Consider the following 18,311-nt stretch of genomic DNA (forward strand, 5'->3'; position numbering starts at 1 on the left):
CTACCAATAGTGATCAAACAAGAGCGCAATAAACAGCAGTAACAGATAGTAGATAGAGAACTTAAACGTCTTCATCGCACTGCCACTCTTCGAGCGATATTTTAGTTCCCACGCATGATAAACAAACCCAGCATTTAATAAGCATGCGGCAACAAAATACAGTAAGCCGCTCATGCCAATAAGAACGGGTAACACACACACCACCGCCAATAAAATGGTGTAGAGCAGAATCGAGGTTTTCGTGTAGTCGACACCATGCGTGACCGGTAGCATTGGAATGTTAGCATTGAGATAGTCAGCACGGCGATGTATCGCAAGTGCCCAAAAATGAGGGGGCGTCCAAATAAAAATGATCATCACCAGCAGCCAAGCATTCGCGTGCATTTCTCCGGTGATGCTTGTCCAACCTAGCAAAGGCGGCATCGCACCCGCGATACCGGCAATAACAATGTTTTGCGGTGTCGCTCGTTTTAAGTACAGGGTATAAATCCCAGCGTAGCCGACCAAACTGGCAAGCGTAAGCCAAGCGGTCAGAGCATTTACCCACACCGCTAATAAGGCAAAGCCAAGTGCACCCAGTATGCAAGCAAAGATCAAAACGTGTGACGCTTTCAAAGCGCCAGACGGCAAAGGACGTTGATAGGTTCGAGCCATTTTGGCATCGATTTTTTGGTCGATAATATGATTAAACGCCGCGGCGCAACTGGCCATTAGACCAATCCCCAGAAGCGCCAAAGGCACTATTCGCCAAGCATCCGCAGCGGGATTGGCCAAGCACATCCCGACGAAAGCGGTCACCAACATCAACCCAACCACTTTCAATTTAGTCACCGAGAGGTAGGCTCGCCATTTTGCACTTTGGGAAGCATAAGCCACGCCGTATCGGTTCATAACAATTCCCCTCTCGAATTCGGTGCAGCCTGCGCTTTATCGGCAAAATGGTCAGCGCGCCATATTATCATCATGGTGTACAACACACTCACGAGCAGTAACGCCGCCACTAAATTGTGTGCCACTGCGGTGAGTAACGGCAAGCTAAACAGCACGTTACTTATTCCCAGCGCAATTTGTGTGACCAGTAACCCTGCGACCACTAAGCCAAGTTTGCGAGCATGAAGAGAGTGACGATAAATCGCAGTAATTAAAGCCAGTAAGATGGCACATACCACCAGCGCGCCGATTCTATGTGTGAAATGAATCGTCATTCGAGCGCCATAGTCCAACGTGCCGAATTCATAACTTTCTCGCGGTGGTTGAACCAGAGTGAACGCCTCTTTGAAGTTGAGAAAACGAGTCCAAGAGCCTTCACAAAATGGCAGTTCGCTGCACATAAACGCGGCATAATTTGCCGATGTCCATCCCCCGAGAGCGATTTGAACAACGACGCACACCATGGCGGCAATAGAGAGCCATTTGAGCGAGGGTGTAAATGATACGGGAGCATGAAAGGTATAGGCGCGTGTGAGTTGCCAATAAAACAGACACAGCAAACACAATAAAGTAAAGCCCCCTAGAAGGTGCCCCATAACCACCAGCGGGTTCAGTTTCATGGTAACCGTCCACATTCCAAGCATCGCCTGAAAAATCACCACAACACTAATCAGTACGGAAAGTGTTTTCGAAACATCATGCCGGCGAATACTCAACGCAGTTATCGCAAAGATCATCATCCCAAGCACGCCCGCCACGTAGCGGTGAATCATTTCAAGCCAAGCCTTATGGGGCTCAATGTGCGCCTCTGGAAACAAACGTTGGGCGCGGGCAACTTCATGACTATCATTGGGAACCGTGAGGTGACCATAACAACCCGGCCAATCCGGGCAGCCAAGTCCAGCATCAGAAAGACGAGTATACGCTCCGAGCACAATAACAATCAGAGTCAGTGCAATGCTTGATCTTACTAAATAGATAAATCGCATAATGACTCCTTGTTATTGTACGAAAGTGGCTTTCGCTGCGTTTACCCAACCCGTGACAATTTGAGCATTTTGCGTAGATCCGCCAAAATGCCCTTGCTTTGCTCAACCAGGTCATCAGGTTGTGAGAAGTGCAAGTAACGCATCACCAGTTGACCTAAAGGATCGACAATCACATATTCCGAATGCTGCACCAAAGAGAGAAACTCTGGCGACACGGCGACTTGAGTAAACTTGCGGTCATCGAGCTGTGAGGTATCGCTTTGGGGTGTCACAAACACCACTGGTTCAACATTGGTTTGATATTTACCAAGCGCAATGTGGCTTTGCTGCAGCAAATGCAGTTGCTGTTGGCAAACCGCACCGCACTGCTCAGGTAGTACGTATCCAAGCTGCCACTTTTGCTGTTCAAATGGATTATCAACGCCTAATGATTGATAAGTCACTCGCGGCTCAATCAAGACACCACGGTTAGTTACGCCAGGTTGATACCATTGATTAACCAAAATGGCTTTGGCGACAAACACGGGAATCGCAAATAACGAAACCAACCCGATGAGCATCAACCGTCCTTTTACAATTCGATTAGTCATCCCTGTTCCTCACGACAAATTGTATCCACGCCCAAAGAGATAAGCACAAAAGTGCTATTGCCAATCCAAACCACTGTATGGCATATCCATAGTGCCGAGTTGAGGCAAGCGGTACAGGTTGCCAAGGCTGCGCATAAGGCCAATCGGCTTGTTGTGGTTGAAACAAATAGGGCAATAGCTCTATGTGCCACAAGTTTTCTAATTCAGTTAAGTTAAGGTTTTGAATTCGCGCAACCTTTCCTTCTTCAATTTGCAATTGGTAGCTCAATGGGTTCCGCTGACGTTGATACAATCGACCTTCATAGTGAGAACTAGATACCAACCAGTCGACATCAGGCAAGACTTGTCGCGAGGCAAGAGCAGAGACAAATCCCACTTCCAATAACACATATTGTCCATCTTTCGTTTGCATTAATTGATAGGCCAAATACCCAACTTGACCATCGAATGTTTGGTTGTCGAGCAATAGATACCGATCAGCAACCGGTGTTAGCGATGCTGATACTTTTATCCCGGTGTAGGAATCAATAACAGGAGATGCATTCAACGCGGATAATCGCTGGACGGGCAATCGCGCGCGTAATTCTAACTGCGCTTCTATATGCTGTTTTTCAGCACCACGTTCTACTTGCCAAAAACCCAATTTGACCAAGATGATAATAGCGCCCACAGTTAACACAGCCCCCAGCCACACAGACCATTGAAACGAGGCCGTTATGGTAGTTTTGTTTAAGCTATGTTTATTGTTACTGCTGCTATTTATCATTGTGAACCTCGCTAAAGCGATGATTTTAATGTCCAAACAATCTGATGATGAAACCAATGACCAGAAGCCGGTGAGTCACTATTTAGGCCGGCGTGTCCTACTTTCCGCCCTCGTGGTTGTGTTGTTGATCATTGCCCTGCTTAGCGGTTTGATTGACCCCAATCCCCGCCCCTACTAAACCATTTAAAGCACATAAACAAAGACAAACAGACACAGCCAAACCACATCCACAAAATGCCAATACCAACTGCCTGCCTGAAAAGCGAAGTGTTGCTTCGGCGTAAAGTGGTCCTTGGCGATTCGTGCCAACAATACAATCAGAAATAGCGTACCTAACCCGACATGCAATCCATGAAAGCCTGTCAGCATAAAGAAGGTGTTACCGTAGATACCGGACTGTAATGTCAATCCAAGATCGCTATACGCATGGGCATACTCGACACCTTGGTAATATAGAAAGAATCCAGCAAGAACAATGGTGAGTTCCAACCATACGACCAGCGCCATGCGATGGTTTTTCTCTAAGCTGATGTGGGCCATATGTAATGTCACTGAGGAAAGCAGCAATAAAATGGTATTGGTCAATGGAATACCTTGCCAGCCCATCGCTTGAGTGGTTTGTCCTGAGGGGGTGGTTGTCAGTGGCCACAGTGACTCAAAGGCAGGCCACAGCACTTCATTGGTCATCACATTATTTCCAGCCCCGCCCAGCCAAGGCACCGCAATCAATCTGGCGTAGAATAGCGCGCCAAAAAAAGCACCAAAAAACATGACTTCAGAAAAAATGAACCAACTCATTCCTTGGCGAAACGAGCGCCCGAGCTGGGCGGAATAGAGTCCAGAAAGTGATTCAGTGATAATATTGCTAAACCATCCCGCAAACATCACCAGTAAAATTAAAAAACCAAACACTAGAATGATTTTACTCAACGTGCCTGCCCCGCCGGTTTGACCCATGTGTTGAACGGTCAACCCAGCGCCCACAGCAATCAAAAACAGCGCGACGGCGCCCATGATGGGCCATGAGCTTTGAACAGGGACATAATAAGAAGGAAGTTTTTGGCTCATTGTCCACCTCCAATAGCCTTCACATAAGGAGCAATCGCCGCCATATTCAAAGCGGCTACATCTTGTTTCGATATCCGTTCAGTAATATCAAACAGGGTGTACGAGAGCGTCAGTGTATGAATCGACGCGGGTACGTTAGGCTCAATATAGAAAATGAGTGGTAGCTCCGCGGTTTGTTGAGAATCTAACCCTTGCTGCTGAAAGCAAAAACACTCAATTTTATTGAAATGGCTCGCAGCTAAACCCGGTGAGACCGATGGCACCGCTTGTCCAATCATGCGCTCTGACGAGCGATTAACGGCAACATAAGCCGTTTGAATCACTTGCCCCGGATGCACGTCCATTGAAGCTTGTTTTGGTCTGAGTTCCCAATCAACGCCTTGGTTGATATGAGCCATAAACTCAACGTGAATCACCCGTGAAGTATCCACCACCATTCCCTGAGGCTGAATTTGCGCCTCTGAATTGGTTTTGCCGTTAATCCCTAAGGCGTCGCACATCACGTCATAGAGCGGTACTAAGGCAAACCCAAACCCAAACATGAGCAGGGTGGCGAACAGCAATTTGCCACTTAATCGTTTGTTGGCGCTTTGTTGCTCATTCATAGCCGCCCCCTAATCCACTTTTGGTGGCTCACTAAATGTATGGTGTGGTGCCGGACTGGGCACTGTCCACTCCAGTCCTTCTGCCCTTTCCCATGGCTTCGCTGGCGCGACGTCTCCCCCGCGTACGCATTTAATCACCACCCATAGGAAGATGAGCTGAGAAACACCGAACGCAAAACCACCTATCGACACCACTTGATTCACATCTGCAAATTGAATTGCGTAATCCGGAATACGCCTTGGCATACCCGCCAAGCCGAGAAAGTGCATAGGGAAAAAGAGAATGTTAACCGACACGAGAGAGCACCAGAAATGCCACAAGCTCAACTTGTGGTCATACATATGACCTGTCCATTTCGGCAGCCAATAATACGCCGCCGCCATGATTGAAAACACCGCACCAGAGACCAAGACATAATGGAAGTGGGCAACCACAAAATAGGTATCGTGGTATTGGAAGTCGGCAGGAACGATCGCCAGCATCAAACCTGAAAAACCACCGATGGTAAACAACACGATAAAGGCGATAGCAAACAACATTGGCGTTTCAAAGGTCAATGCACCGCGCCACATTGTGGCAACCCAGTTAAATACTTTTACCCCCGTGGGCACAGCAATTAACATGGTGCAATACATGAAAAACAGCTCAGCAAATACAGGCATACCCGTGGTAAACATATGGTGTGCCCAGACTAAAAACGACAATAAAGCGATTGAGCACGTTGCATAAACCATTGAATGGTAACCAAAGAGCTTTTTACCGCTAAATGCTGGAACAATGGCCGAAATAATGCCAAAGGAAGGCAAAATCATGATGTAGACTTCCGGATGCCCAAAGAACCAGAAAATGTGCTGGAACATCACCGGATCGCCGCCTCCTGCAGCATCAAAAAAGCTGGTTCCGAAGTACTTATCCGTGAGTACCATGGTCACAGCACCCGCCAGTACTGGCATCACGGCAATCAACAAGAACGCGGTAATGAACCAAGTCCACACAAACAAAGGCATTTTGAACCACGTCATTCCGGGAGCCCGCATGTTCACGATGGTAACGATGACATTAATCGCCCCCATGATCGAACTGATGCCCATAATATGAACTGAAAAGACGAACAAAGCGGTGCTATCTGGGCCATAAGTGGTTGAAAGAGGAGCATAGAACGTCCAGCCAAAGTTAGGTCCGCCCCCTTCCGTAAATAGCGATGCCAGCAAAATAAGAAAGGCAAATGGTAAAATCCAGAAGCTAAGGTTGTTCATTCGAGGCAACGCCATATCCGGAGCACCGATCATCATCGGGATCATCCAGTTAGCCAGCCCAGTAAACGCTGGCATCACCGCACCAAACACCATAATTAGCCCGTGCACGGTGGTCATCTGATTAAAAAATTCTGGGTCAACCAATTGTAAGCCGGGCTGAAAAAGTTCAGCGCGAATCACCATGGCCATTGCGCCACCCGTTAAAAACATAATGAAGCTAAACCACAAATATAGGGTGCCAATATCTTTATGGTTGGTTGAATATATCCAACGTCCAATGCCAGAAGGCGCGCCATGATGGTCAGAACTGTGCTCAACACCGCCGTCATCCATCGCTGGAGTTGCACGGCTCAGCTCAGCATCGGTTATCGGTGCTGACGCAGTTTGTTTTGAATCTGAGGTTTTCATTCCCCCTCCTTAGACGCGCCTTGCTTATAGGCATTGACATCGGCCGCTTGCACTGTGTCGCCAGTATCATTACCCCAAGCATTTCTTTGATACGTCACCACCGCTGCCACTTCTTGCTCGGTTAACTGGTTAGTAAATGCTTGCATCGCGGTTCCCGCTCGACCATTGAGCACCACATCCAAATGGGTGTCGATATTTCCAGTCGCAACTGCACTGCCTTTGAGCGCAGGAAAGGCACCTGGTACACCAAGCCCGGTTGGTTGATGACAGACAGAGCAACGTTCAAGGTAGACCTTCTCGCCTTGAGTCATTAGTTCATCAAGGCTTAAAGATTGTGTCAGCGCCGACTGGGCCTGTAATTTCTGCTCCGCAATTTGCTGCTTTTTATCCTCAAGCCAAGTATCAAATTCACTTGGTTCTAGTACCTGAACCACAATGGGCATAAAGCCATGCGCACGGCCGCACAACTCGGCGCATTGGCCGCGATAGATCCCCGGCTCATCAACCCGTGTCCATGCTTCATTGATAAAGCCAGGGATGGTGTCTTTTTTGACCGCAAACGCGGGTACCCACCATGAATGGATCACGTCATCAGATGTCATGAGAAAGCGTACTTTTCTATCCGCTGGCAACACTAACGGTTGGTCAACCTCAAGTAGGTAGTTTGCCCCTTTCATTTCAATGCCATCGATTTGATTTTGTTTCGTCGCCAGCAGGCTAAAGAATTCCACATCTTGATCGAAGTAGCTGTAATGCCACTTCCATTGTGATCCCGTGATTTTCACGGTTAAATCGGATTGAGATGTATCTTCCATTGCGATTAAGGTTTTGGTGGCGGGAATGGCCATCGCGACCAGAATCAGTACTGGAATCACGGTCCAGATGATTTCCACTTTAGTGCTTTCGTGAAAATTGGCCGCTACGGCGCCTTTTGATTTACGGTGACGAAGAATGGAGTAGAACATCACACCAAATACCACCACCGCAATGGCACAGCAGATGTAAAAAATCAGCATATGTAAGTCATAGACTTTCCCACTGATTTCTGTCACGCCTTTGGTCATGTTGAAGTTGGATTCACTCGCAATCGCTGGCGCGGCAAACCCTATCAGCATGATATCGGCAAATAGCCACAAACGGATGACAACACTTTTCAACAGATTTCTCCTCTGCTGGCGTTTGATCTTCACTACGTTTCTGCTCGATAGCATCACCGTGTCGTTGATGCATCACTAAACCTAAAGGAGCAAAAAAGCATAATGAGGTCTAAAAATGACTGATATTTGTTGCATTTGTGTTAACAAAGTTAGTTAAAGATGTTGAATTGAGCAAGGTAGGAATAATGTAATTCATTTGTTGACCTCTCACTCTTTGATCGGCGGTTGCAACCCGGCAGATTCAATGGGTGAGCCGAATCTCAATGTGTAGGTGACGATGAGCAAGAAAAAAGCCTCGCGTAAAGCGAGGCTCAAATTGGAACGGTTGGAAATAATTAGGCGTGTTTGACCGCTTTACGTGTTAGGAAAATAAAAGGAACCAATGTAAAAAACAACACCATTAAAATCGTAAATAAATCAATGGTTGACATCATAAACGACTGACTCGTGATCGTGCCATTAACGCCGGCCAGCGTAGTTTGCGTATCACCATTTTGCAGTGCGGGCGCCACCAGAGGGTTGTATGGCGAAATATGCTCGGCAAGAACGGAGTGATGTAAGCTTGCATTTCGAGACCAAATCCATGTGGTTAACGAAGACGCAAAACTGGCGCCAATGGTACGAATAAATGTTGATAAAGACGCAGCATCTGACACGTCAGGCCCACTTAAATCAGACAGCAAAATCGTCGTCATCGGCATAAAAAACAACGCAATACCGATGCCCATGAACAACTGCACGATAGCAATACTGGTGAAGTCGACCTCAGTGTTAAACTTCGCCCGTGCGTAACAGCTGATCGCAATCACAATGAATGAACCCGCCGCCAATTTGCGCATATCTAAATGACCACCAAACCGACCCAGCAGCGGCGTCATAAAGAACGGAATAATTCCCATCGGCGCAGCAGCAAGGCCAGCCCACAATGCGGTATAGCCCATTTGGCTTTGTAACCACTGAGGCAAAATCAAGTTAATACTGAAAAAGCCTGAGTAGCCTAAGGTCAGCAAAATCGTACCAATACAGAAGTTACGGTTAGCAAACAGGCGCAAATTGATGATTGGGTGTTCATCAGTGAGTTCCCAAATCACCATAAACACCAGCATGATGACCGCAAAAATGGTTCCGCCGATGATCCATGCGTTCGCAAACCAATCCAGCTCATTACCCTTATCCAATACAATTTGCAGTGCGCCAACTCCGAGAGCCATGGTCGCAAGACCAATCACATCAAGCTTGGGCTTGGAAGTTTGCTTCGGACGATCTTTCAGCTGAGCCATGATCACGACCACGCTAAACACGCCAATCGGAATATTGATAAAGAAGATCCAAGGCCAGCTATAGTCGTAGGTTAACCAGCCACCTAAAATAGGCCCAACGATCGGCCCGACAACGGCGACCATACCAATTAAAGCCAGTGCCATGTGTCGCTTCTCTTTGGGGAAAATCGACATCAGCAGCACCTGGCTCATAGGAAATAAAGGCGCTGCCGCAAAGCCTTGTAAGGTGCGAAACAGCACCAGCTCACCCATGGTTTGCGAAATACCACATAAAAATGAGGTAATACTAAACGCGATCAAGGCACCAACATACAAATGAACTTCACCGAACCGGCGGCTTAACCAAGCGGTAATAGGTAACCCAATGGCATTACTCACCGTAAATGAGGTAATGACCCACGTACCTTGGTTAAGGCTGACCCCCATATTACCGGCAATCGTCGGCAGTGAAACGTTGGCGATGGTGGTGTCGAGCACTTGCATAAACACCCCAAGGGCGATGGCAAAGATGCACAGAGCCATATTTGCGGGTCGAAACCCTTGTTGTTGACTCATACTGACACCTTCTATTTCTTCGCCGCGTACTGCTCAGAAGCAACGTCATTATCTGCAATGATCTGTTCGATAAGCTGATCGACGCCAGCTAATGACTGAGCATAAACATCGGTTTCATAGCGTGATGTGGTTGAGCCGCTTTGCGCTAACAACGCCCCGCCGGTATCTGACGTATTCACTTCAACGGTCATCGACAACCCAATACGTAGTGGATGCTGAGCAATATCATGCTGATCTAACTCAATGCGGACAGGCAAACGCTGAACAACTTTGATCCAGTTACCCGTCGCATTTTGAGCTGGCAGAATAGAAAACGCGCTGCCCGTTCCGATGCCAAGACTTTCAACTTTGCCGTGGAATTCGACATCTTCACCATATAGATCAGAGATCAAGGTAACAGGCTGGCCAATACGCATATCGTTCAGTTGTGTTTCTTTAAAGTTGGCATCAACCCACACTTGATCCAGCGGCACAACTGCCATTAGCGTCGAGCTTTGACCAACGCGTTGCCCTACCTGAACGTTGCGCTGCGCAATGTAACCAGACACTGGGGCTACCAGACGAGTACGTTGTTTCGCCAAGTACGTTTGTTTAACTTGTGCGACTGCCGTTTTCACTAAAGGGTGCGTTTCTACTGTGGTGTTGTGAATCATCGCTTGCTGAGACTTCAACTGCTGCTCAGCGACAGCCAAGGCTTTCTCTGCCGAGTTCACCATATCTTGTGCATGGCTCAGCTCTTCTTGAGACAACCCACCCGCTTTAACCATATCTTTACGGCGATTGACGTCAGTTTTGGCTTTATTCAGGTCGATAGTACGCTCTGCCACCACAGCTTTGGCTTGTTCGACGTTGTTAAACAGCCCGCGAACTTGACGCACCGTTTGCGCGAGATTCGCCATGGCATTTTCAAACGCGATCTGCGCATCGGCGTCATCAAAACGCACAAGCTCTTGGCCTTTCTCTACATAATCACCGTCATCAGCCGCAATTTCGGTGACGGTTCCGGTAATTTCTGGGGTAATTTGCACCAAGTTACCATTCACATACGCATCTTCGGTTTCCTGATTGCCCACCACATAATTGGTGTAGTAGAAACCCGCACCAATCGCCGCGACAACTAAAATAGCCGCGAAGATGGTCAAACTCTTTTTGCGTTTAGCGGTTTGAGGTGATGTTTGATTTTGATTGTTCGTTTCTGTCATGTTGTTAAACCTTTATCACAATGAGTTTGCCGTGGTTGCTACCTGGCTTGATGAGTCTTGTTGAAAACCACCACCCAGTGCGCGAACAAGCAATACTTGCTGTTCTTGTTGTTGATTCTTCAAGAGAGTAAAAGACGATTCAGCTTGAATCAGTTGTTGCTCAGCCATAAGCACTTCGAGTTGACTTCCCATGCCGGCTTCATAGCGTTTGACCGTGATGTCGTAGCTCTTTTCTGCCAAGTTCATACTCTGCTTCGCATCAACAAGCTGTTTTTCGATCGATTGCATCGCCAGAATGTTATCCGCGACTTCACCAAGCGCATTGACTAAGGTCTTGTTGTACTGTGCGACAGCAGAGTCATACCCAGCGGTTTTTTCGATAAGGTTCGCTTTCAACCCGGTGGTAAATAACGGTAGAGAGATCGCTGGTTGGACACTCCATGCGCGGCTAACGTCATCAAATACCGCATCGCCGAGCATCGCTTTAAAGCCCGCCATCGCGCTGAGGTTAACGTTGGGATAAAAACGCGTTTTCGCTGATTCGATTTGCTTAGTTGATGCCTCTACGCGCCACTTTGCAGCCACAATATCTGGGCGATGAGCGAGCAAATTCGCTGGCACATTGCGCGGCAGTGCAAGCGAGGTATCCATCTCTATCGTTGGGCGTTTAATGGTGTTTGCCAAATCAGGGCCTTGTCCCACCAAAGTAGCGATGGCATTTTTTAATTGGCTTACCGATAGCTGGCGCTTTTTCAGCGTTTGTTTCGCACTGGCCGCGCCACTTTGCGCTGTGTAAAGACGGTCTTCAGAAGTCAAACCGTGTTGCAATAAGCGAGACGTGATTTCAACGATACGATTGGTACGGTCGAGATCCTTTTGTGCCAAATCCTCAAGCACATAGGCGTTGGCCAGTTGCACGTAGGTTTGAACAATGGCGCTAGATAGCGTAATGCGCGCAGCTTGATGATCAATTTGCGCCGCTCGTTGGTTATTGACTGCCGCTTCCCATGCGTCACGCTCACCGCCCCACAAGTCAAAGTTGTATTGACCACTTAACCCCAAATTATAAATGGTGCCATAGCGGTTGCCTTGAAAAGCGTAATCTTGTGAACGAGAAAGACGTGCTCGCTGAATACTGGCATCGGCAGAAAGTGACGGTTCAAACTGGGCATCTGCCGCCATTACCATGGCCGATGCATTCACCAAACTGGCGTTGGCCATCTGCATATCCGGGCTATTCACCAATGCCGTATCGATCAACTGTTCAAGTTGACGATCATCGAGCGGCACCCACCAATCTTGTGCTGGCCACACCGCTGGCGAAAGGGGAGCAGACGCCAGTTGCTGGCTGTGTTCAAGAATAGACTTCTCCGCAACGTGGTTTATCGGCTTTATATTGCTTGGCGCTGAACAACCCGCAAGCACAAGCAAGGAGGCCAGTACGGTCATTTTTGTATAGTGACGCATTATCAATTTGAACCCTTCAAGTATGTATCTTGGCAATTCTCTGGCAGCGCAGAGGTAATAATTTTTTGTAGACAGTGGCGCAGCTGTTCAATTTCTTCTGCGGTGAGTGCTTGGGTGAGCTCATCAATCGCTTGTGCAGCAAGCGGCAGCGCTCGCTCCACCACATCAACACCGGTATCGGTTAACGTAATCACAATCGAGCGACGGTCTTCAGGGTCAGGTAAACGCCGAATGAGCTCTTTCTTTTCCAGACGATCGAGCATGCGTGTAATCGCGCTATTATCGACGTTCAATGACTTACCGATGTGTGACGGGCGATTAAAACGCAGGTGGTAAATTTGAAACAAAACCTTCCCCTGCGTCGACGTAATATCTTCTGGTAACAAGTATTGATCGAGCAGTCGATCTTTAATGTGGCAGCTTTTCCCAAGCAGAAAACCTAAGTTTTCAATGATCGAGTCCGGCTCCAAATTGCGGTTAGACATAAAACTCACCATTTAATTGTCATGTCATTAATTGACTATGCAATTAATTATTCGCCTAATGGTGAATGAAGTCAATTGTAAATAAATATTAATGAGTGATTTTTTTTGACTCCAATCACATTAGGGATTGAGGTAAACATTGGCGTATCACAGGATATTGCCGAACGCATTGGCGGCTAGGGGTTGAAATTGCTCTCGTAAAATCACAGGTTTAGAACTAATAATTGGTAGTTATCCAAGAGAAATTGTTAGGTTAAGGTGATGTTGCAGGTTTTAACGATTGCGCTCTCGTAAACGAAAATAGATATCACTTACAATTTCTCCATCAACAATATGAAGGTTACCGCTATGATGGAAAAAGTGACTCAGTGGTTGCAACGCGACCCAGACCCAAGAACACGCGAAGAGCTGCAATATCTGATCGATGAAAAAATGATCGATGAATTGGAAAGTCGCTTTAGCTCACGATTAGAATTTGGTACTGCTGGCTTACGCGGAAAAGTTGGCTGTGGGCCAAACCGAATGAACCGATTAGTGATTCAAGAGACAGCGGCAGGCTTAGGGCACTATTTGATTGCACAAATCACAGACGCCAGACAACGTGGTGTGGTCATTGGTTATGATGGGCGTCCAGATTCCAAGCAGTTTGCCCATGATACCGCCAGTGTACTTACAGCACTGGGCATCAAGGTTTATCTCACTCACCAAGTCGCTGCCACGCCGATCGTTGCCTTTGGGGTTAAACACTTTAATGCCGCTGCAGCGGTGGTCGTCACAGCCAGCCATAATCCACCCGAGTACAATGGCTTTAAAGTGTACTGGGAAAATGGCGCGCAGATCATTCCTCCGCACGATTCAGGTATTGCCGAGCAAATTGATATTGCAGCCACCAAACCGCTCCCATTAGAGTCTTTGGCTCAAGCAGAAAAAGATGAAAAAATGGTATGGTTGACTGATGACTACTACCAGACCTATCGTCAGGCGATTTCTGGTAATCCACTACTGCAAAATCATCATCAACCCAACGCAATACGTATCGCCTACACGGCAATGCACGGCGTCGGAGCGCAAATGGCGGAGACCTTGCTGAAAGACGCAGGGTTCGAGCAAGTTCATAGCGTTACAGAGCAGCGAGAGCCCGATGGTAGCTTCCCAACCGTCAACTTCCCTAACCCTGAAGAAGCGGGCGCAATGGATATGGTGATGGCGCTTGCTGAATCGGTCGATGCACACATTGCTTGTGCCAACGACCCTGATGCTGACCGATTTGCCGTGGCCGTTAAAAAGCCACAAGGCGGTTATCAGATGCTAACAGGTGACCAAGTCGGCGCTTTATTTGGTGACTACTTACTTAGCAATACAGACGCTAATAAACAGTTGGTCGGCAATACTATTGTTTCGTCAACCCTGCTCAGCAAAATTGCCAAAGCTGCCGGGGCTGAGTACTACCAGACGTTAACAGGGTTCAAATGGCTGACCAATGTGGCGATGCAAAAACAAACATCAGATCATCAATTCTTGTTTGCTTATGAAGAAGCGCTCGGATACACCGTCGGTAACAAAGTGTGGGATAAAGATGGCCTTTCCGCTTTGGTCGCCTTCGCACAGTTAACGGCTGAACTGCAAAGCCAAGGCAAAACGATTTGGGATCAACTGGAGTCATTGTATCGTAAGCATGGGATGCATATTAACGCGCAGCGCAGCATCGCATTATCGCCCGACACACCACCCGTTGGTGACGCGTTGCGAGCTAACCCACCTAAAATGATTGCCGGGCGCCGCGTTGAAATCATTGACGATCTCAAGTTATCTCTACGCACTTACGCAAATGGTGAGACTCAGGCCATCAATTTGCCAAGCAGCGATGTTCTGACTTACCAACTTGAACGCGGCGCTCGAGTCATCGTTCGCCCGTCAGGAACGGAACCTAAACTCAAGTGTTACTATGAGATTGCAGGTGATTTTGAAATCGATGAAACGTTTGAACAAGCGCAGGCCAATGCCGAACGTGAGATGGAGACACTGATTAGCGAACATCAAGCCAGTCTCGCCTCTTAAGACCCAGCCATAAAGTCATACTACATAACGCTTAAGCCATCAGCAGCCCCTACTGTTGATGGCTTTTTTTATGGATGACTTAAGCGCTTCTGCATAAAAATTTTATCAATCCCCTGAGCAGGAAAATCACTATACCGCCCCACTTCTTCAAACCCCATACGGATATAAAATTCTCTGGCTTGAAAGGTATAGGTATCAAGGCATAAATCGCACACGCCAAGCTTACGGACTTGATGTTCCATCTCTGACATCAACGCTCGACCCAACCCAGACGCTCGGTGCGTTTCATCAACCCATAGGTACTCGACGAATAACGTGGTTTTGAACACTTCGCCAATCAATCCGCCAAGCACGTTAAATTGGGCATCTTGCTCAAAGCAGGCAATGCTATAAACCTCACCTTCAGGTAAGTGACGCGCATTGAACGATTGCAAACCTTTGTAGATGACTTCTCGAATCGATTTAGGCGGATTAATCATAAACTGCACAGACATTTTGATACGCCTCCATTTAGCGGTGATTCTCTCGATCCAATCAGTATACGTGACAGACAGACAACAAAATGATTTTCATTGATAAACTCAAAATTTAAGACTGAAGGCATTATTGTCGCCGTCTAAGAGTAACCGCGAATTGATCGTATTTCGGAATTTCATCATGACTCAAAAAATTCTCTTTATTATCGCCTGCCTTGCACTGGGGGGATGCTCCAACTCCAGTGATGAAGAACTCAAGAACCAATACATTTCAAGTTATATCGAGAGCACCACACCGCTATTTGTCGACGAACTCAAAGAGCAAGCCGCAAAACTTGAGATGTCACATCAGCAATTCGAATCCCTCCTTGATATCGCCAGCCAGCGGATTGAGCGTATGGCAAACTGTTCATACGATGCTTACCAAGACTTTCCCAAACGTTACCGCGATACCATGATTCGCTCGATCGTCAAAGGCGATGATATCCGCGCCAGCAGCTTACGCGTGAATCAGTTGATAGAAAGCGATATGAGCGATGGTTTAATCGCTCAAGAAAAAATTATTCGCTCTGCGCGTCGAGTAAAAGAAAGCCTCACTCAGTGCATGCAGGGTTAATCGTCATTCACTTCCTAGGTTTTTAAGCGATAAAGCCATGTATTGCGGCAATTTTGACCAAGGTACATGGTGTCTATGGATGCGCTGACTGGGCATAAACACAGCGATGACGCTATATTGCTGCTGAACGTGATTCACCAATCAAACTTGGCCAAACCCCGCCCGACAGATATGAACATCATCACACAAGGTTAGTTTTCTGTTTGAAACCATTCAGGAACTTTATCTATGCTGAAACGGTTCAGCCTAGAAGCTGAATCGTTTCAGTTATGCCAGATAATAATAAGGAATCAACATGAAATTAACCTCTGTATGTGCTGCCCTACTTCTCGCCTGCCCAGTTTTTTCTTATGGCGCGGAATTTATCCTTACCGACAGCCACCAAGATGTGGGAAATTGGCAAGTAACCAGTGAGCAACTAGGGATTGATAGCCCGACACCGTTCTCAGTCGAAAAGCAGCGCCTCTATGGCGGCAAACAAGCTGGCGTTGACATTATCGTGATCAAAAACGGAGAGCTGGAGATTACTTTAGTGCCGACGCGTGGTATGGGCATTTTTAACGTTAAACAAGATGGTCAACGTGTGCTCGGATGGGATTCTCCGGTCAAAGAAATAGTCAACCCAGTGTACATCGACCTTGAAAGTCGTAACGGATTAGGTTGGCTCGACGGGTTTAATGAAATGCTGGTGCGCTGCGGTTACGAATGGACAGGGCATCCTGGCGTGGATGATAACGGTCAACTTTTAAGTCTTCATGGTCGAGCGCAAAATACCCCAGCCTCAGCGGTAAAAGTTACCATTGAAGAGGAGCCCCCTTACACCATCTCGGTTCAAGGTGATATTTCAGAGCGCACATTTAAAAAAGCAGAGCTGGTCACGCAAACTCGATTTGAAACCACTCCGGGGAGTTTGCGTTTTTCTGTGCATGACACACTCACCAATCACGCTGACTACGACGATGAATACCAAATCATTTATCACTCTAATTTTGGTACGCCAATTTTGGAGAAAGGCGCTCAAGTCTCAGCCCCTGCCAGTGAAATCTCTCCGTTTAATGCCTATGCAAAAAAGGGCTTAAAGGATTGGCAAACTTACCTTGGTCCAACCAAAGATTTTGATGAGATGGTCTTTAATCTTAAGCCGTTAGCCGATAAACAAGGCAACTCGTTAGCCGTTCTGCATAACTCGGTAGCCAATAAAGGCGTGGCAGTGAAGTTTAATGTAGAACAACTGCCTGTACTGACCCTTTGGAAAAATACCGACACGGAAAAACAAGGTTATGTAACGGGGCTTGAACCCGGCACCAGCTACGCATACAACACCAAATATCAGCGTCCACTGGGTTTGGTCCCCACCATCAAGGCCGGACAATCAAAGCATTTTGATGTCACTTATCAATTACTCGACAATTCATCGGATGTTAAACAAGCCCTAAAAATTGTTGATGACATTCAAGGCGGAAACCCCGTCAAGCAGGTTGAAGAACCGATTGTGGATTTAAATAACGTCAGCGACTAACGTGATTTTTGCTCCGAAAAGACCACCCAAGGGGTGGTCTTTTCACATCGAACATCATTGACCATGAGCCATGCACAAGCGTCTCGCACGGTTGGCCTCGGCATCACCGGCTAAGACTGATAAGAAGGTTCATATTCAAGTTCTTTTTCAATCAAAATTGGCTTTAAAACTTGGGTCCAGATTAAATACCCTTCACGTGACATATGAACCCTATCTTTACGATAGAGCGCTGAATTAGGCTTACCGAGCTCGTCAAACATCGCCGTGGCAACATCCACATAGGTGATATTTGGATCCTCGCGACTTTGCGCTTCAAGCAATTGATTGACGCGCTGCATATTCGGCCAGTGACTGGTACGTTTGGGGCTGGGTTTTATCGAAAGCACATAGATACGGCAATCTGGCAACTGTTGATGAATGGTATTGACCAACTTGGCGAAGGTATCAGCAACTCGCTGCGGCGCAACACGCTGAGCAATATCATTATCCCCTTCATAAATCACGACTGCGCGTGGCTGATAAGGCACAATCACTCGCTCAGCATAATGCAGTAAATCATTCATGTTACTGCCTCCAAACCCGCGAGGAATGATCGTCAGCGGAGCCAAATCTTGTTTAATGTTCGAATGCCACATCCCAATACTGGAACTGCCGACCACCACAATACCATTAGGCGCAGGAGGATTTTTCTGGTCTCGTGTTTCAAAGTGGGCGATTTCAGATTCAAATTTATCCGCTTTACCGTAAGGCACAAATTTGGCATCGGCAGCAAAGCTGTTTATCGTCAACGTGCTCAGCGTAAACACAAAAAATAATCGTTTTAGATTCATAGTGACCCTACCTTTTAACGCCATCGTTTATCGACACCTTAACGAAAAATGCA

Annotated in this window: 18 protein-coding genes; 4 read left to right on the forward strand and 14 right to left on the reverse strand. The window is 47.2% G+C overall.

The window, feature by feature from the left end:
- From cyoE to ACFFUV_RS10530, 4 genes are read right to left on the reverse strand one after another with little or no spacing between them, the layout of a single operon-like run.
- On the reverse strand, positions 1–891 hold the full coding sequence (gene cyoE, locus ACFFUV_RS10515) for a heme o synthase (protein ID WP_390192206.1): 891 nt from the start codon (positions 889–891) through the stop codon (positions 1–3).
- On the reverse strand, positions 888–1,919 hold the full coding sequence (locus ACFFUV_RS10520; RefSeq protein WP_390192207.1) for a COX15/CtaA family protein: 1,032 nt from the start codon (positions 1,917–1,919) through the stop codon (positions 888–890). The genes cyoE and ACFFUV_RS10520 overlap by 4 nt, the downstream gene beginning before the upstream one ends.
- Positions 1,920–1,960: 41 nt before the next feature.
- Positions 1,961–2,509, reverse strand: a complete 549-nt coding sequence (locus ACFFUV_RS10525; RefSeq protein WP_390192210.1) for a redox-active disulfide-containing membrane protein — start codon at positions 2,507–2,509, stop codon at positions 1,961–1,963.
- Complete coding sequence (locus ACFFUV_RS10530) at positions 2,502–3,179, reverse strand: SURF1 family protein (RefSeq protein WP_390192213.1); 678 nt, start codon at positions 3,177–3,179, stop codon at positions 2,502–2,504. The genes ACFFUV_RS10525 and ACFFUV_RS10530 overlap by 8 nt, the downstream gene beginning before the upstream one ends.
- Before the next feature lie 46 nt (positions 3,180–3,225).
- Here ACFFUV_RS10530 and ACFFUV_RS10535 point away from each other — a divergent pair, with 46 nt between their 5' ends.
- Complete coding sequence (locus ACFFUV_RS10535; RefSeq protein ID WP_390192215.1) at positions 3,226–3,453, forward strand: DUF2909 family protein; 228 nt, start codon at positions 3,226–3,228, stop codon at positions 3,451–3,453.
- A 5-nt stretch (positions 3,454–3,458) separates the two neighbouring features.
- Here ACFFUV_RS10535 and ACFFUV_RS10540 read toward each other — a convergent pair whose 3' ends face one another.
- From ACFFUV_RS10540 to ACFFUV_RS10575, 8 genes are all read right to left on the reverse strand, one after another.
- Entirely contained in the window at positions 3,459–4,343 is an 885-nt protein-coding gene (locus ACFFUV_RS10540; protein WP_390192217.1) for a cytochrome c oxidase subunit 3, read from the reverse strand.
- Positions 4,340–4,948 carry a cytochrome c oxidase assembly protein gene (locus ACFFUV_RS10545; RefSeq protein WP_390192220.1) on the reverse strand — a complete coding sequence of 203 codons (609 nt, stop codon included), beginning with the start codon at positions 4,946–4,948 and terminating at the stop codon, positions 4,340–4,342. The genes ACFFUV_RS10540 and ACFFUV_RS10545 overlap by 4 nt, the downstream gene beginning before the upstream one ends.
- A 9-nt stretch (positions 4,949–4,957) precedes the next feature.
- Complete coding sequence (gene ctaD / locus ACFFUV_RS10550) at positions 4,958–6,613, reverse strand: cytochrome c oxidase subunit I (RefSeq protein ID WP_390192223.1); 1,656 nt, start codon at positions 6,611–6,613, stop codon at positions 4,958–4,960.
- A complete protein-coding gene (coxB, locus tag ACFFUV_RS10555) occupies positions 6,610–7,728 on the reverse strand; it encodes a cytochrome c oxidase subunit II (protein WP_390193262.1) in 1,119 nt (372 codons plus the stop codon). Before coxB ends, ctaD begins: the two co-directional genes overlap by 4 nt.
- Before the next feature lie 377 nt (positions 7,729–8,105).
- Positions 8,106–9,605 carry a DHA2 family efflux MFS transporter permease subunit gene (locus tag ACFFUV_RS10560; protein ID WP_390192225.1) on the reverse strand — a complete coding sequence of 500 codons (1,500 nt, stop codon included), beginning with the start codon at positions 9,603–9,605 and terminating at the stop codon, positions 8,106–8,108.
- 11 nt (positions 9,606–9,616) lie between these two features.
- Complete coding sequence (locus ACFFUV_RS10565) at positions 9,617–10,807, reverse strand: HlyD family secretion protein (protein ID WP_390192227.1); 1,191 nt, start codon at positions 10,805–10,807, stop codon at positions 9,617–9,619.
- Between the two features lie 15 nt (positions 10,808–10,822).
- Positions 10,823–12,274 (reverse strand): efflux transporter outer membrane subunit, encoded by a 1,452-nt coding sequence (locus ACFFUV_RS10570; RefSeq protein WP_390192229.1) that lies wholly within the window; start codon positions 12,272–12,274, stop codon positions 10,823–10,825.
- Between the two features lie 2 nt (positions 12,275–12,276).
- On the reverse strand, positions 12,277–12,759 hold the full coding sequence (locus ACFFUV_RS10575; protein WP_390192232.1) for a MarR family winged helix-turn-helix transcriptional regulator: 483 nt from the start codon (positions 12,757–12,759) through the stop codon (positions 12,277–12,279).
- A gap of 348 nt (positions 12,760–13,107) precedes the next feature.
- Between ACFFUV_RS10575 and ACFFUV_RS10580 the strand changes: the two genes are divergently transcribed.
- Entirely contained in the window at positions 13,108–14,817 is a 1,710-nt protein-coding gene (locus tag ACFFUV_RS10580; protein ID WP_390192235.1) for a phospho-sugar mutase, read from the forward strand.
- A gap of 68 nt (positions 14,818–14,885) precedes the next feature.
- Here the strand turns inward: ACFFUV_RS10580 and ACFFUV_RS10585 are convergent, their stop codons facing one another.
- Complete coding sequence (locus ACFFUV_RS10585) at positions 14,886–15,311, reverse strand: GNAT family N-acetyltransferase (protein ID WP_390192237.1); 426 nt, start codon at positions 15,309–15,311, stop codon at positions 14,886–14,888.
- 163 nt (positions 15,312–15,474) lie between these two features.
- On the opposite strand from ACFFUV_RS10585, the gene ACFFUV_RS10590 reads away from it, so the two are divergent.
- On the forward strand, positions 15,475–15,909 hold the full coding sequence (locus ACFFUV_RS10590) for a hypothetical protein (RefSeq protein ID WP_390192239.1): 435 nt from the start codon (positions 15,475–15,477) through the stop codon (positions 15,907–15,909).
- Between the two features lie 295 nt (positions 15,910–16,204).
- A complete protein-coding gene (locus tag ACFFUV_RS10595) occupies positions 16,205–17,428 on the forward strand; it encodes an aldose 1-epimerase family protein (RefSeq protein ID WP_390192242.1) in 1,224 nt (407 codons plus the stop codon).
- 110 nt (positions 17,429–17,538) lie between these two features.
- On the opposite strand, the gene ACFFUV_RS10600 is transcribed toward ACFFUV_RS10595, so the two are convergent.
- Positions 17,539–18,258 carry an SGNH/GDSL hydrolase family protein gene (locus tag ACFFUV_RS10600; RefSeq protein ID WP_390192245.1) on the reverse strand — a complete coding sequence of 240 codons (720 nt, stop codon included), beginning with the start codon at positions 18,256–18,258 and terminating at the stop codon, positions 17,539–17,541.
- Between the last annotated feature and the right edge of the window lie 53 nt (positions 18,259–18,311).

The organism is Vibrio olivae (assembly GCF_042428525.1).
Lineage (GTDB): Bacteria > Pseudomonadota > Gammaproteobacteria > Enterobacterales > Vibrionaceae > Vibrio > Vibrio olivae.